Consider the following 15,910-nt stretch of genomic DNA (forward strand, 5'->3'; position numbering starts at 1 on the left):
CTGGTCTAGACGGGATTCGCCGGGAGCGGAACCGGATGTTGCACCGCGGCGCGCATCAAGCGCTGGCCCGGCGCAGCACCGAGCGGAACGGCAGCCGTTCGGGCCGGCTTTCTGCGGGCGCTGCGGCCGGAACGGAAGGCAGCCCGGCAACCGCGGCCGGGCGCACGACGTCGTTGGCGGCTCCAGGCTGCGGAACCTGCGGAGCCGAGACGGCAGGAGAAGGCGCAGGAGCCGCCTCCGGTTCCGCGAAGACTTCGGGCTTGACCGGGCGCGGCGGGGAGAACGCCTGGCCCTGCCCCATCGTGACGCCGAGCTCGATCATATCGGCAGCCAGCGGGTTGTCCTCGACATGCTCGGCGACAAGCGTGATCGACGCCCTGCCCAGCATCGCCGCAAGATCGCCAGCTGCGATATCGCTGACGACCTTGCCCTCGGCATGGTCCCGGAGCAGCGTCGCCGGAGCCTTGATATAGCGCATCCCGCGGTCGAACAGGGCACGCGGATCGAGCCGCAGGTCGACGACATGATCGAGCGCGAACCGCACGCCATTCGCCGACATCGCGCCGAGCAGGCCGAGGCTCGTCGGATCGAGGCTCCGGAAGACGGTCTGAGGCATCTCGATGACGAGATGCCCGGTGTGCTCGCGATATTTGTCGAGGATGCGCGTCAGTGCCGCCAGGGCACGTGACGAGCCCCAGGTCGCTGCGCTGAAATTGCAGGAGACGAAGATGCCTCCATCCTTCGAGGCGAGATGGCGGGCGATCGCCAGGGCTCGTGTCAGGACAAGCGCGTCGAGCGTCGGCCCAAAGCCGCGGGTCTCGACGGTGTCGAGGAACTCGTGCGGCAGGAGCAGGGTGTTCTCATCGAGTCGCAGACGCGCCAACGCTTCGTAGCCTTGCGTGCGGCGCTGCGGCAGCGACACGACCGGCTGAAGATGGACTTCGATACGCCCTTCGCTGAGCGCCCGGCCGATGAGCGCGGCGCGCTCGGCCTCGGCCTCTTCCTGCGCCGCCTTGGCGGCGGCGGCACGCTCGGCGGCCTGCTGCTCGGCGCGGGCGCGTCGCACCGCCTCGGGATCGAGAACCACTTCGGGAATGGAGGGTGCGGGAAGCGCCGGCGCGGCAGCCGCCGGTTCGGGCAGCCGCGCCAAGACCGCTTCATGGTCGGAGAGCGTCGTGGCTACCTGATGGATCAGATCGCCGAGCAACCCAACCTCGGCGGTTAGCTCATGAATTGCGGCCCGAGCCGGCGCGGCATCGACATCCCGCATGGGCATCTGCTCGACCCGCTGCGACAATGCGTCGAGCCGGATCGCGTTGGTGGCCAACCTGACCTTGACCTCTCCGAGTCCGGCCAGCGCCTGCTCGTGCCTGGCAAGACCGCGACGCTCGAACGTCCGCATCGCGACCAATACGCCGGCGCCGGAGGCAAGCAATCCCAGCGCCGTCCCCAGCCCGCCGGGCAAGAGAATCGTCAGGACCGCGCCAGCGGAAAGCCCGGTGATGGCACCGGCGAGAGGAGGCAGGGCTTTCAGGCGCAAAGGGGCCACGGCAGCGTTCGCGCTAGAAGGGTTGATCGGAAATTGGGAACGAATCAGAACGTTAAGCGGCAGATTACCCGTGCGCGCCGCGTTATGCGAGCAACCTTGTCCGCGCCCCATCACCACGTTCCGCAGAATGGCGCGAAGCTGAAGGCGTAGCGATGCGCGGGGCGATCTCAGGACTTGTCGAGACCGAGCGGCGCCAGAATCTGGTTCGCCACCTCGTCGGCGAAGCCCTTCCGGGCCAGATATGCACGCGGATCCTTCTTGAAGAGCGGCGCCTTGTCCCCAAGCTGCGCGATGGCTTTCGCCTGGGTCGCCGTATCGTCATCCGACGCAGCGCTGAGTGCCTGGGCCAGGAGGCCGAAGGGGCTCGTATCGGCTCCCAGCATGGCGGCATAGGTCTCCGAAACCCGCTTGGCGCCGATCAGATAGGCCCCGAGAAAAGCATAGAAGTCATAGCGCGGCGGGCGACCGACACTGAGCGCTGCCGCGCGCTCGAGCATCGGCAAGCCCTCTATCGACCGGCCGCGCCGAACATAGAGCGCGCCGAGATCTGCCATGATGTCCGGATCATAGGGATTGCGCGTCAGAGCCTCCCGCCCCTTCTGAAGCGCTTCCTCGGTCGATCCGCGCAGGAACAGGACTTTCATCATGGCCTGATAGGCCCGCGCACCTGATGGAGCCAGGCGAATAGCCGTCAAAGCCGCAGCGAGGGCGCGATCGAGCGACGACTTGTCCCTTTGGGCGCTCCCCTTGGGAACGAGGTCGTCCGGATTGAAGCCCGATCCGTATTCTCCGAGCGTCATGATGGCGAGATGAGCCCATGCGGGATAGAAGCTCGGGTCCTGCTCGATCAGCCTTTCAAGACAAGACCGGGCGAGGACATGGTCCTCCGGCACCATGGTTMGACGCGCATCGAAAGCCTGCAGGATGCAACGAACCGCCGATGATGGCTGCGATTGGCGTGCGTCGGCCGGGATGATGCCGAACGGCTCCGTCAGCCTCGTCGCCAGGCTGCGCGCCATCTCGGCAAGCTCGGACTCCTGCAGGAGTTCGAGCGATGGCCGGCCGGAGGACGCCGTCCAGACGATGCGCCCGTCCCGAACGGAACGCAGGCGCCCCAGCCCCTCCACGCCGCTGTCCACGGTCTGGACGTTCATCTCGAAAACATAATCGACGTCCCCGACCGCCGCGGTTCCCGGCGGCGGGGCCTTGATCGTCACGAGATCGTCGAAACGGGCCATGGCATCGACAAGCAGGTCGGAAAACCGGTGCAGGATGCCCGCCAGCTTGGGATCCGATGGCACCACTGGAATCGTGATGGCTACACGGACGAGCTGGAGAGGAGCTACGATTCCCTGCTGCGCACCCGCAGCCTGTTCGCTTCCGGTTGTCCTGGCCGAACTGAGCTCGGTCGGCGTGTCACCCGGCGCCAGGTACCACCAGCCGAGCGCGAGAAGCCCCAGCGCGAGGGCCACAGCCGTGACCACGGACCACCGCCGCGTGGCGGCGCGATCGGCGGCCTTTGCGACCGGGAGCGCCTCCACCGCTGTGGAATCATCGCGAACCGCGAGGAGCGGGGTCGGTTCCCACGTAATCTCCGCATCCGGGTCGACGACCTCGAAGACGGGAACATACCCGCCAACGGGCATCGAGATCACGACCGGGTCGCCCTGTCCCTCCCCGGCATAGTACTGTGTCAGGGCACGCCTGAGCCGCCCCGCCTCGACCCGAACGATCGGGTCGATCTGCGGGTTGAAATCGGCTGGCCGCCCCAGGCCTTCGACCGCGATGGTGTAACCCTTCAGTTCGGCCGCGCGACCCTCGATCGTGCGCTCGACGATGAAGCTCAGAAAGGCCGAAAGCTGAGGCGCGGCGCGAAAGGCATCGGAAGCGAGGACACGGGCCAACTCCGCACGAAGGATCGCCGCGGCCCGTTCGTCCAGCCGTCCAGGATCACTATCGCCTTCCGTCATCGGGGTCCGTTCGCATATGCCCCAAGCGGGGAGATTACGCCATCGGCGACCTAACGTCACCTACGACCTTCGCTCCGGCCGTCATCCGTTGGGCGCAGCCATGGCGTGCCATCATGGCGATTTACAGTCCGCTTTCGCCTGCTAGGTTCAACCAAGGTTAATCCACAGGGGCCTTCGATGACTTCCGCATCTTCCGCCATCGGCACGCCAAACGATCTCGAAGCCTACTGGATGCCGTTCACGGCCAATCGGTCGTTCAAGAAGAACCCCCGCATGGTCTCACGCGCCGAGGGCATGTTCTATTACACGCCCGAGAACAAGCCGGTGATGGACGGCACGGCCGGTCTCTGGTGCTGCAATGCCGGCCATGCCCGCGAGCCGATCATCCAGGCGATTCAGGCGCAGGCGCGCGACCTCGACTACGCTCCCTCCTTCCAATACGGCCATCCCAAGGTCTTCGCCGCCGCCGCGCGCATCGCGGCGCTGGCGCCGGGCGACCTCGACCACGTCTTCTTCGCCGGCTCCGGCTCGGAGGCGGCCGACTCTGCCCTCAAGATCGCCCTCGCCTACTGGAACGTCTCGGGCAAGGCTGCCAAGACCCGGCTGATCGGCCGCGAGCGCGGCTATCACGGCGTCGGCTTCGGCGGCATCTCCGTCGGCGGCATGTCGAACAACCGCAAATTCTTCGGCTCGCTGCTCACCGGCGTCGACCATCTCGCCCATACCTATGACCGCGAGAAGCAGGCCTTCAGCAAGGGCGAGCCGGAATACGGCGCGCATTTCGCCGATGATCTCGAGCGGATCGTTGCGCTGCACGACGCCTCGACCATCGCCGCCGTGATCGTCGAGCCGATGGCGGGCTCGACCGGCGCGCTGCCGCCGCCGAAGGGCTATCTCAAGCGCCTGCGCGAGATCTGCGACAAGCACGGCATCCTGCTGATCTTCGACGAGGTCATCACCGGCTTCGGCCGCCTCGGCTTCGCCTTCGCCGCCGAGCGCTACGGCGTCATTCCGGACATGATCACCTTCGCCAAGGGCGTGACCTCCGGCACGGTGCCGATGGGCGGCGTGATCGTGCGCAAGCACATCTACGATGCCTTCATGGGCGGGCCGGACAACGTCATCGAGCTGTTCCACGGCTACACCTATTCGGGCCATCCGCTGGCGGCCGCTGCGGCGCTCGCCTCGCTCGACATCTACCGTGACGAGGGCCTGTTCGAACGTGCCCGCGCCATGGAAGGCGCCTGGGCCGATGCGGTGATGAGCCTGAAGGGCGAGCCCAACGTCGTCGACATCCGCACGCTCGGCCTCGTCGGGGCGATCGATCTCGCGCCACGCGCCGAAGGCGTGGGCAAGCGCGGCTACGAGGCGATCGAGCGCGGCTTCCACGAGGAGGGGCTGATGATCCGCACCGCCGCCGACACCATCGCCTTCTCGCCGCCGCTGATCATCACCGAGTCGCAGGTCGAGGAGCTGATCGGCAAGCTGCGCCGGGTGATCCGGGCCGTGGCGGGCTGAGATCGCCCCCCGTCATTGCGAGCGTAGCGAAGCAATCCAGGGGCGGCAGGGCTCGACGCTTCACTTGGCCCTGCCAAGCCGCCGCGTTCGTCATGGTGAGGCTGCAAGCGCGGGGGGCAGAGAATGAGGGAGCCCGTCGCCTACATGATGGCGAGCGGGCGCAACGGCACGCTTTATGTCGGCGTGACCTCAAATATCAGGGAGCGTGCGTGGCAACACAGGACCGGGCTCGTTCCCGGCTTCACCAAGCGATATGGCTGCCGGTTCCTGGTCTGGTACGAGCTTCATGATCGGATGAATGAGGCAATCACGCGCGAAAAGCGGATCAAGGCCGGCTCTCGGATCAAGAAACTGGCATTGATCGAGTCGATGAATGCAGGTTGGCGTGACCTCTACGAGGATTTCGCTCCTTGAGCCGCGCTGCGGTCGGAGGCGATAACGCCCTACCTCCCCTGGATTGCTTCGCTTTTCTCGCAATGACGGAAAGCCGCAACCCTGACGAATTCACCCCCGCCGCAGCTTGTTGTAGCGCGCGATCAGCCTGTCGCGCTTGAGGCGCGACAGGCGGTCGATCCAGAAGATGCCGTCGAGTTGGTCGATCTCGTGCTGATGGCACACGGCCAGCAGGCCGCCCGCCCCCTCGATCTGCTCCGCCCCCTCCAGATCCCGGTAGCGCACCCGCACCTGGGCATGGCGCTCCAGCTCATCGGTCACGCCCGGCATCGAGACGCTGCCTTCGACATGGCGGATGGTCTCGCGCGAGACGCCGTCCAGCTCTGGATTGACATAGGTCCGGACGTCGCCCGGCGTCAGCTCGAGCACCACCAGCCTCGACAGCACACCAACATGCGGCGCTGTGATGCCGATGCCGGGCGCCGCCCGCATCGTGTCGAGCAGGTCCGCAGCAAGCTCCCGCAGATCGGCATCGAAGCGCGTGACCGCCGTGGCGGCCACGCGCAGGCGCGGATCGGGGAAACTCAGGATCGGGCGGATGGGCATGGCTGTCCGCCCGCTCAGGCCGCCTTCTTCTCCGTCGTGCCGTAAAAGCTCTCACCGGTCTTGGCCATGCGCTTCAGCAGCCGGTTCGGCTTGAAGCGTTCGCCATGGGCCTTCGCCAGTTTCTCGCAAAGCTTCACGAAGGCGGCCGCGCCCATATTGTCGATGTAGGAGAGCGTGCCGCCGGAGAAGGGCGCGAAGCCGAAGCCGATGATCGAGCCGACATCGGCCTCGCGCGGATCGGTGACGACGCCTTCCTCATAGGTCCGCGCGGCTTCGAGCGCCTGCGTCACCAGCAGCCGGTGCTTCAGCTCCTCCATGTCGACGCTGTCGGGATCGAGCTGCTGGCCGACGAGATCGGCGAGGCCCGGCCAGAGCCGCTTCGGCCCGGCTTCCGGATAGTCGTAGAAGCCCTTGCGGTTCTTGCGGCCGAGACGCCCGTGCTTCTCCACCATGTCAGAGAGCAGCTTCTCCTGCGCCGGATCGACGGCAGCGTCGCCGAGCTGGGCCTTCGTCGCCTTCAGCACCTTCCAGGCGAGATCGACCGCGACCTCGTCATTGAGCGAGAGCGGGCCGACCGGCATGCCGGCCTGCTTGCCGGCAGCCTCGATCATCGCCGGCGGCACGCCTTCCATCAGCATGAGATGGCCTTCGCGGATATAGTTGCCCACGCAGCGATTGGCGTAGAAGCCACGGGTGTCGTTAACCACGATCGGCGTCTTCCTGATGGCGCGGACATAGTCCAGCGCCATGGCGAGCGCCTTCTTGCCGGTCTTCTTGGCCATGATGACCTCGACCAGCAGCATCTTCTCGACCGGCGAGAAGAAGTGGATGCCGATGAAGTTCTTCGGCCGCTGGCTGTTCTCGGCGAGGCCGGTGATCGGCAGCGTCGAGGTGTTGGAGCCGAAAATGGTGCGCGGGCCGACCACGGCCTCGACCTCGGCGATCACCGCGGCCTTGACCTTCGGGTCCTCGAAGACGGCCTCGACGATCAGATCGCAGCCCTTGAGGTCGGCATAGTCGGCGCTGGCCTTGATACGGCCGAGCAGCGCGTCACGATCGGCGGTCTTGGCGCGGCCCTTCATGATCTGGTCGGAGACCAGCTTGTGGGAATAGGCCTTGCCCTTCTCGGCCGCCTCGATGTCCTTGTCGACGAGCACGACCTCGAGGCCCGCCTGCGCCGTGACATAGGCGATGCCGGCCCCCATGAAGCCGGCGCCGATGACGCCGACCTTCTTGAGCTTGGAGGGCGGCACGTCGGCCGGGCGGCGGGCGCCCTTGTTGAGCTCCTGCATCGAGACGAAGAGCGAGCGGATCATCGAGGCCGCCTCCTTCGTCCGGAGGATCTTGGCGAAGTAGCGGCTCTCGACCTTGAGCGCGAGGTCGATCGGGAGCTGCAGGCCTTCATAAACCGCCGAGAGGATGGCACGGGCGGCCGGGTAGTTGTCGTTGGTCTCGCGGCGATAGATCGCATTGGCCGGCGGCCAGATTTGCATGCCGGCCGGCGAGTGCACCTTGTTGGAGGGCAGCTTGAAGCCCTTCTGGTCCCAGGGCTGCGTCGCCTGCGGGTTGGCCTTGAGCCAGTCCTTGGCGTTCTGGACGATGTCGGCGCGGGCCGCGACCGCGTGGACGAGGCCGGAATTGCGGGCCGGCAGCGGCTTCACCTGCTCGCCCTTGAACATCATCTGGAGCGCGTCGCCGGTCTGCATCAGGCGCGCCACGCGCTGGGTGCCGCCAGCGCCGGGGAAGAGCCCGACCTTGATCTCGGGCAGGCCGACGCGGGTCGAGGCATCGTCCGAGACGACGCGGTACTGGCAGGACAGCGACAATTCGAAGGCACCGCCGAGGCAGACGCCATGGATCGCGGCGGCGAAGGGCTTCCCGCAGGTCTCGAGCTTGCGGTAGAGCAGCGAGAGCTTGCGGCTCTCGTCGAAGAAGCTCTGCATCGCGACAGGCTCGCCCCTCTCCCCGGCGAGCTTCACATAGAGATCGCGCAGGCCCTGGAGCATGGTGAGATCAGCGCCGCCGGAGAAGCTCTCCTTGCCGGAGGTGATGACGCAGCCCTTGATGGCTTCGTCAGAGGCGACCTTGTCGACGATCTGGTTCAGCTCCTCCATCACCGCGGGGGTGATGACGTTCATCGAGCGGCCGGGCATGTCCCAGGTCGCAACGGCGATGCCGTCGGAGTCGGTCTCGAAGCGGAAATTGGTGAGGTTCATGATGTCTCTCCCTGCCCTTCCGCTCAGACGCGCTCGATGATGGTGGCGACGCCCATGCCCACAGCGACACAGAGCGTCACCAGAGCGGTCTGCTTGTTCGTCCGCTCCAGCTCGTCGAGCACGGTGCCGAGCACCATCGCGCCGGTCGCGCCGAGCGGATGGCCCATGGCGATGGCGCCGCCGTTGACGTTCAGGATCTCGTCGTCGATGTCGAGCGCCTGCTGATAGCGCAGCACCACCGAGGAGAAGGCCTCGTTCAGCTCGAAGAGGTCGATGTCCTTCTTGGACATACCGGCCTTCTTCAACACGAGCTGGGTGACGTCGACCGGGCCGGTCAGCATCAGTGCGAGGTCGGAGCCGACCGTGGCGAAGGCCTTGATGCGGGCGCGCGGCTTCAGCCCGGCCGCCTTGCCGGCCCGCTTCGAGCCGACGAGGACCGCGGCGGCTCCGTCGACGATCCCGGAGGAATTGCCGGCATGGTGGACGTGGTTGATGAACTCGACATCGGGATGCGCGGCGGTCGCCACCGCATCGAAGCCCCCCATCTCGCCCATCTGGACGAAGGAGGCCTTGAGCGCGGCGAGCGCCTGCATGTCGGTGCCGGGGCGGATGGTCTCGTCATGGTCGAGGATGGTGAGGCCGTTGACGTCGGTGACCGGGATCACCGAATTCTTGAAGCGGCCTTCCTTCCAGGCACGGGCGGCGCGCTGGTGCGAACGCACGGCGAAGGCGTCGACATCGTCCCGCGAGAAGCCGTATTTCGTCGCGATCAGGTCGGCCGAGACACCCTGCGGCATGAAATAGGTGTCGATGGCGACGCTGGGGTCGACCGCGATACCGAAGCCCGAGGCGCCCATGCCGATGCGCGACATCGACTCGACGCCGCCGCCGATCGCCATTTCCTTCTGGCCCGACATGACCTGCGCGGCGGCGAGGTTCACCGCGTCGAGGCCGGAGGCGCAGAAGCGGTTGATCTGCACGCCCGGCACTTCCTTGCCGTAGCCGGCCTTGAGCGCGACGGTGCGGGCGATGTCGGCGCCGGCCTCGCCCACCGGATCGACGCAGCCCATCACCACGTCCTCGACGAGGAGCGGATCGAGGTTGTTGCGGTCCTTGATGGCACGCAGCGCCTGCGTGCCGAGCTCGATCGCCGTGACCTCGTGGAGCGAGCCGTCCGCCTTGCCCTTGCCGCGCGGCGTGCGGACGTGGTCGTAGATGAATGCGTCTGCCATTTGGTGGCCTCCCGGGGCGCCGTCGGCCGGCGCGTTCTGGTGCCGGACGTCATGGTCGGGCTTGCCCCGACCATCTCGTCATCCAGCGGGTTCTGCAAGAGATGCCCGGGTCAAGCCCGGGCATGACGGTCAAACCCGTCAGAACTGCTCAGGCGCCAGCGCCATGGTCGTGTCGGCCCCGGCGGTGATCCGCGCCAGATGCGCGGCGGTCTCCGGCAAGGTGCGCTCCATGAAGAAGCGAGCGGTGACGAGCTTGGCGCTCATACGCTCGGTCGCGCCGTTGGGGTCGGCCTTGAGCTTCTCCAGCGCCGCCTTGGCGATCTTCGCCCACATGTAACCGAGCGAGACGAGTCCGAGCAGATGCATGAAGTCGTTCGCGCCGGCGCCGGCATTGTCGGGCTTGGCGAGCGCGTTGTTCATGAACCACATCGCCGCCTGCTGGAGATGGCCCAGCGAAACCTGGAGAGGGCCAAGCAAGGGCTTCAGCGCCTCGTCGTCGGCATTCTCCTTCAGGAAGCCGCCGACCTCGTTGAAGAAGGCCATGATGCCACGGCCGCCGTCGCGGCCGAGCTTGCGGCCGACGAGATCCATCGCCTGCACGCCGTTGGCGCCCTCGTAGATCATGGCGATGCGGGCATCGCGCACGAACTGCTCGACGCCGGTTTCGGCGATGTAGCCGTGGCCACCGAACATCTGCTGCGCCTTCACGGCATTGTCGAAACCGATATCGGTGAGCACGCCCTTGAGCACCGGCGTCATCAAGCCGAGCTGGTCGTCGGCAGCCTGACGCTCGGCCGCATCGCCGGAGCGATGGGCGATATCGGATTGCAGCGCATTCCAGAGCACGAAGGCGCGCGCGGCCTCATTGAAGGCCTTGATCGACATCAGCGTGCGACGCACGTCGGGATGGACGATGATCGGGTCGGCCGGTCCCGCGATATTCTTGGGGCCGGTGAGCGAGCGGCCCTGCAGGCGCTCCTTCGCATAGACGACGGCGTTCTGATAGGCGACCTCGGACTGGGCAAGGCCTTGGATGGCGACGCCGAGACGGGCCTCGTTCATCATCACGAACATGGCGTTGAGGCCCTTGTTCTCGGCCCCGACCAGCCAGCCCTGCGCGCCGTCATAGTTCATGACGCAGGTCGAATTGCCGTGGATGCCCATCTTGTGCTCGATCGAGCCGCAGGAGACGCCGTTATTGGCGCCGACAGAGCCGTCCGCGCCGACCTTGTTGCGCGGCACGACGAAGAGCGAGATGCCCTTGGTGCCGGCCGGAGCCCCCTCGATGCGGGCGAGCACGAGGTGGATGATGTTCTCGGTGATGTCCTGCTCGCCGGCCGAGATGAAGATCTTGGTGCCGGAGATGGCGTAGGAGCCGTCGCCATTCGGCACGGCCTTGGTCTTGAGCAGGCCGAGATCGGTGCCGCAATGCGACTCGGTCAGGTTCATCGTACCCGACCATTTGCCCTCGATCATCTTGGGCAGGTAGGCATGCTTCTGCTCGTCCGAGCCGTGGACGTAGAGCGCGGCGATCGCGCCCATGGTCAGGCCCGGATACATGGCGAAGGCCATGTTCGCTGAGGAGGCATATTCGTTCATCACGGCGCCGAGCGTGTAGGGCAAGCCCTGCCCGCCATATTCCGGGTCCATGGCAAGGCCGATCCAGCCGCCGCCGGCATAGGCCTCATAGGCTTCCTTGAAGCCCTTCGGCGTCGTGACGCTCCCATCGGAATGGCGCGTGCAGCCCTCCTGATCACCGGAGTGGTTGATCGGCTGGAGCACTTCCTCGCAAAGCTTCGCGCCCTCGCCGAGCACGGCCTCGATCACGTCCGCGCTCGCATCGGCGAAGCCCGGCAGGTTGTTGTAGCACTCGATGTTGAAGACGTCGTTGAGCAGGAAAAGCGTATCGTCGACGGGCGCCTTGTAGACCGGCATGTGGTCCTCCCTCTCGTCGCGGGCCGCTCGCCTCTGTCGGGAGCGCCTCAATATAGTTCACATATAAACAATCTCGTTCGACTTGCAACGGGTACACCGGCATTTTGTCAGCCTGCGGACGGGCGCTGTCCATGCGACAACAAAAAACCCCGGCAAAGCCGGGGTTTCATGAAGGCCGATGCGGGAGCAATCAGGCTTTGGGCAACCGCGCCAGCGAGGCCTCGAGCTCGGTGATCGCACCCTCGATCTCGGCGCGCTGGCTGCGCAGCAGATCGAGCTGTTCGACGATCTGGTCGCGGCTGAGCTGCAGCCCGCCGACATTGGCGGCCTTGTCGCCAGCGCCCTTCTTGTCCTCGTTGGCGAGCATCGCGCGGATCTCGACCAGCGTGAAGCCAAGCTGCTTGCCCTTGAGGATCAGCGCCAGACGGGCCCGATCACGGGCCGAATAGACACGCGCCATACCCGAGCGCGTGGGCGCGATCAGGCCGCGCGACTCATAGAAGCGAAGGGTGCGCAGTGTTACGCCGAAATCGCGGGCGAGATCGCTGATGGTGTATTCGCCGGCCTCATCAGCTTGGGTAGGCGTCGCGGAGCGGGCTTCATGACTCGAAGAACCCGCCATAGCCAGATTTTGGCGTGACATGGAGGTTTCGTTCCTTGCGGTGATCGAATCGCTGCCCGTAAGGCAGCATCGATCGGGATACCTCCTCATAGGGAAGGCGCTATCGTTGCGTCAGGTAATACGTCCTCTTGCGGGGGTAAGTTACCGTTACATCAGCGCCGCCAAAGGCTTCCCAGGCGCCATTCGGAAAAAATTAACGGTCTCGGAGCCGTTTCTTAACCCGCTGTTTACCATGCCGGCCAAATGTCGGGAACGCGCATCGGCATCGTCAACGTTGTCTTCACGACTGCCAAGGTTCGCGCGGAGGTCGGCGGCATCAGGGGGCCGCGTCCTCCGGGAGACAAGCCCCGTAGGCGAGCGAGAACATGGCCACCAGCTTGCCCTGGAGCGTCAAAGGCGTCGATCCCCGGACGCGCGACGCGGCAAAGGCAGCAGCTCGCCGCGCCGGCATGACGCTCGGCGAATGGCTCGACCACAAGATCCGCGACGAGAGCGAGGCACCCGCCCCGGCTGACGCGATGCCCGAGCAGCTCGACATCGCAGCCTTGTCGGAACGGCTGGCACGTATCTCCCAAGCCCAGACGGATACGGCCTCGCGCAGGCCCGACCCCGCCCCGTCACGTTCAGAACTCCACGCTTTCATCGGCCAGGCCGCGAACATCGAGCGCCTGACCCGCGATGCCAACAGCCGTACCGCCGGCGCGCTCGATTCCATCACGCGCTGGATCGAGAAGACCGAGGATCGCCTCTCATCGAGCGAGCGCGGCGCCGCCGAGCGGCAGGAGCGCGCGACCAACGTCATCGCCGAAGCGATCAAGACGATGGGTGAACGCATCGCCGAGATCGAGCGCCGCAGCCATGAGGCCCAGAGCCGGCCGGAGCCGTCGCCGCGTCTCGCCTTCAGCCGCGACGGACTCGAGGCGGCCGTCACCAACATCCGCACGCGCCAGCGCGTTCTCGACAACGAAGAGATCATTCCTTCCCCTTCGCGGGCGGCCAACGTCACGCCAGAGCGCATTTCGGCGCTGCGCGAGGATCTGCGCGAGCTTGGCTCGCGGCTGTCTTCGGAGGGCCGGCGCGCTGGGCAGCGCCCTGCAGCGCCGCAGCCACGCCAGCCTGACACCAGCGCGATCGAGACCAAGATCGCTGCCCTGGCCGAGCGCCTCGACCGCTTCGACCGGCGCGACCAGTTCGAGCCGCTGCTGAAGCCGTTGACACGGATCGAGGCCGAGGTTTCCCGGCTATCGCAGGATCGGGCCGGCGACAGCTACCAGCGCTTCCAGCACGAGATCGCGCATCTGGCCGCCAAGGTCGACGCGCTGGCGGCGCGCGGGAATGAAACGGCCAATCTCGACCCGGTCCTGCGCGACATCGCCGAGCTGCGGAGCCTGATCCCTTCCAGCGGACAGGATCACCGGCTCGATGATCTCGCCCAGCAGGTCGCTTCGCTGGGCTTCGAGATCGGCCGGCTGCGCGAAACCCAGCCGGACCTGCGGGAGATGCGTAATCTCTCGGCCGCGATCGAGGATGTCCGCAGCGCGGTCCTGACCAGCCGCCCGCAGGATTTCGACACCGCTCCCCTGGCCTCGCTCGCAACCCAGATCGACCTGCTGTCGCGCAAATTCGACGATGTCACCGCGCAGCGGCATGACAACCATCTCGATGACCGCATCGACGCGCTGCAGCACCGGATCGAGCTGCTCGCCGAGCAGGGGCCGTCCGCCGTAACCCGCCAGATCGAAGCGCTGGCCAGCCGGATCGAGAGCCTGGCAGCATCGAGCCAGCTCAGCCGCATGGTCGGCACCGGCGAGTCCGCCGCCTCGGTCGATCTCAGCCCGATCGAACAGATGCTGCGTCATCTCGCCGACAAGATCGACGAGGCCGGTGCCCCCGGCGCAGGCGCGGAATCCTTCGAGGCGCTGGAACAGCAGATTTCGGGCATCGCCTCCCGGCTCGATGAGGCCGCGGCGACCCGCTCGGCCGAGAACGGCATCGAGCGCACGCTGCAGGATCTGGTCGTCCATCTGCGCTCGATGCGCGAGGAGACGGCGGCCGAACGCGCGGCCCTCGTCCAGGCGGCCAGCACCTCGGCGCCGGGCAAGAGCATTGCCGAGCTGTCGAGCCTCGTCACCGGCATGCGCGACACCCATGTCTCGTCGGAGCGCCTGACCCAGGACGCGCTGGGCGCAGTCCATCTGTCGCTCGAGGCGATCATGACGCGGCTCGCGGGCCTTGAATCCGAGCTGCAGGGCGAGCGCCGGAACACGCCGCAGCGTCCGGCCGCTGCCGCCCGTAGCGAGGAGCCCGCAGTCCGCGCGCCCGCCTTCGCTGCTCGCGATCACGCCGGCCCGGCGGTCAGCGCAGTTGCTCAAGATCGCTTCGGTGCGCCCACCGTCCCGGTCCGGAGCGAAGCGGCTCCCGCGCTGCCGAACACGGCCTTCGACTTGCCGCTGGAGCCGGGGTCGGGCCGCCCGCGGCCTGAAAGCGCCGCCAACGCTGGGCAGGACGCCCAATCGGTGCGGCAGAGCCTGATCGCTGCCGCCCGGCGCTCGGCCAAGGCCGCCAGCGAAGCCGCCGCGAGCGCTCCCGCAGCAGCCTCCGAGCCCGCTGCGAAGAGCTCCGGCAAGCTCAAGGAGATCCTCGAGAAGCGCAAGCGCCCGCTGCTGCTCGGCCTCGCCGCGCTGATCCTGGCCATGGGCACGGCCCATGTCGTCACCGGCGTGGTGCGCGGCGACGGGACCAAGACCGCCAGCACCACGGCGCGTAGCCTGATCGCCCAGCCAGAAGCCCCGGCCGAGGGCGTGCAGGCCCCGGCTAAGGAACCCGCTCCGGCCAGGGACCCTGCAGCCGCCAAGGACCAGTCCTCGGCGCTCTCGCCTGCACCGCTGGCGGCGCCCGCCAGCCTGATTCCGGGCCAGGCTGTGCCGGATCAGCCTGCCGCCGTGCCGCCGCCCCTCGTGACACCGGCGCCAGCCACGGCACAGACGGAAGCCTCCGCGGCCGTCGCGCCCGAGTCTGTTCAGAGCGTCACCGGGGTTGGCGATCTGCCGACCGGCTTCGGCAGCGCCGGACTGCGCAAGGCCGCCTTCGACGGCGATGCCCGCGCGGTCTACGAACTGGCAAGCAAAGCCGCCGACGGCCCGGCCGCGCAGCGCGACGCCAAGCTCGCCCTGCGCCTGTTCGAACGCGCCGCCGTCGCGGGGCTCCCACCCGCCCAGTTCCGTGTCGGCAACATGTTCGAGAAGGGCATCGGCACGCAGCGCGATCTTTCCCTCGCCCGTATCTGGTACCAGCGCGCAGCCGAGCGCGGCAACGCCAAGGCGATGCACAACCTCGCCGTGCTGCATGCCGAGGGCGTCTCCGGCAAGCCGGACTATGCCATTGCGACGGAGTGGTTCCGGCGCGCCGCCGAACTCGGCGTGCGCGACAGCCAATACAACCTCGCGGTCCTGCTCGGCCGCGGCCTTGGTGCGCCGACCGACCTCGCCCAGTCCTTCGTCTGGTTCTCGGTTGCAGCGAATCAGGGCGACGAGGACGCCGCCCGCAAGCGTGACGAGGTTGCCCAGCGCCTGAAGCCGGAAGAGCTCGCCGCCGCCAAGACGACCGCCGCGAACTGGAAGCCCAAGACGCTGGACACGATCGCCAACGAGGTCACCCCGCCGGCCAAGGGCTGGGACGCGGGCCCGACCGCGGCGGCGGCGACCAAGCCCGCCAGGCCCGCGCGCAGCTGAGTCAACCGCCGCGGCGTCATGCTTTCGACGTGTTGACGCGGCAAGGAAAACGATAGTCCTTTAAGACGGGCCGGTAACGGCCCGTCTTCCATTTCAGCAACAACTCTTAACCTGGACGGTTCAGTCTGGGACAAATCG

The 15,910-nt window shown here is 67.0% G+C and carries 10 protein-coding genes; 3 read left to right on the forward strand and 7 right to left on the reverse strand.

The genetic code is table 11. The annotated features are described in order from the left end of the window. Positions 1 to 55: 55 nt before the first annotated feature. Together AC1DIN_RS07000 and AC1DIN_RS07005 are read right to left on the reverse strand one after the other, a co-directional pair. Positions 56 to 1,549, reverse strand: a complete 1,494-nt coding sequence (locus AC1DIN_RS07000) for an EAL domain-containing protein (RefSeq protein ID WP_476809178.1) — start codon at positions 1,547 to 1,549, stop codon at positions 56 to 58. A 167-nt stretch (positions 1,550 to 1,716) separates the two neighbouring features. Next, a complete protein-coding gene (locus tag AC1DIN_RS07005; protein WP_476809179.1) occupies positions 1,717 to 3,519 on the reverse strand; it encodes a hypothetical protein in 1,803 nt (600 codons plus the stop codon). Positions 3,520 to 3,696: 177 nt separating this feature from the next. Between AC1DIN_RS07005 and aptA the strand changes: the two genes are divergently transcribed. Both aptA and AC1DIN_RS07015 read left to right on the forward strand, forming a co-directional pair. Next, a complete protein-coding gene (gene aptA / locus AC1DIN_RS07010; protein WP_441468913.1) occupies positions 3,697 to 5,037 on the forward strand; it encodes an omega-aminotransferase AptA in 1,341 nt (446 codons plus the stop codon). 123 nt (positions 5,038 to 5,160) lie between these two features. Continuing rightward, entirely contained in the window at positions 5,161 to 5,451 is a 291-nt protein-coding gene (locus tag AC1DIN_RS07015) for a GIY-YIG nuclease family protein (protein WP_476809180.1), read from the forward strand. Positions 5,452 to 5,541: 90 nt separating this feature from the next. Here AC1DIN_RS07015 and AC1DIN_RS07020 read toward each other — a convergent pair whose 3' ends face one another. The 5 genes from AC1DIN_RS07020 to AC1DIN_RS07040 form a co-directional block, all read right to left on the reverse strand. After that, positions 5,542 to 6,036, reverse strand: coding sequence for a peptide deformylase (locus tag AC1DIN_RS07020; protein WP_476809181.1), 495 nt, complete (start codon positions 6,034 to 6,036; stop codon positions 5,542 to 5,544). Positions 6,037 to 6,050: 14 nt separating this feature from the next. Further along, a complete protein-coding gene (locus AC1DIN_RS07025) occupies positions 6,051 to 8,252 on the reverse strand; it encodes an FAD-dependent oxidoreductase (RefSeq protein ID WP_476809182.1) in 2,202 nt (733 codons plus the stop codon). Positions 8,253 to 8,275: 23 nt separating this feature from the next. After that, positions 8,276 to 9,484, reverse strand: coding sequence for an acetyl-CoA C-acetyltransferase (locus AC1DIN_RS07030; RefSeq protein ID WP_441468917.1), 1,209 nt, complete (start codon positions 9,482 to 9,484; stop codon positions 8,276 to 8,278). Between the two features lie 138 nt (positions 9,485 to 9,622). Further along, positions 9,623 to 11,419 carry an acyl-CoA dehydrogenase C-terminal domain-containing protein gene (locus AC1DIN_RS07035; RefSeq protein WP_476809183.1) on the reverse strand — a complete coding sequence of 599 codons (1,797 nt, stop codon included), beginning with the start codon at positions 11,417 to 11,419 and terminating at the stop codon, positions 9,623 to 9,625. Positions 11,420 to 11,609: 190 nt separating this feature from the next. Then, positions 11,610 to 12,062, reverse strand: a complete 453-nt coding sequence (locus AC1DIN_RS07040; protein ID WP_441468919.1) for a MerR family transcriptional regulator — start codon at positions 12,060 to 12,062, stop codon at positions 11,610 to 11,612. A 344-nt stretch (positions 12,063 to 12,406) separates the two neighbouring features. Here AC1DIN_RS07040 and AC1DIN_RS07045 point away from each other — a divergent pair, with 344 nt between their 5' ends. After that, entirely contained in the window at positions 12,407 to 15,772 is a 3,366-nt protein-coding gene (locus tag AC1DIN_RS07045; RefSeq protein ID WP_476809184.1) for an SEL1-like repeat protein, read from the forward strand. Positions 15,773 to 15,910 lie beyond the last annotated feature (138 nt).

Source organism: Allobosea sp. 05T438, assembly GCF_056396025.1.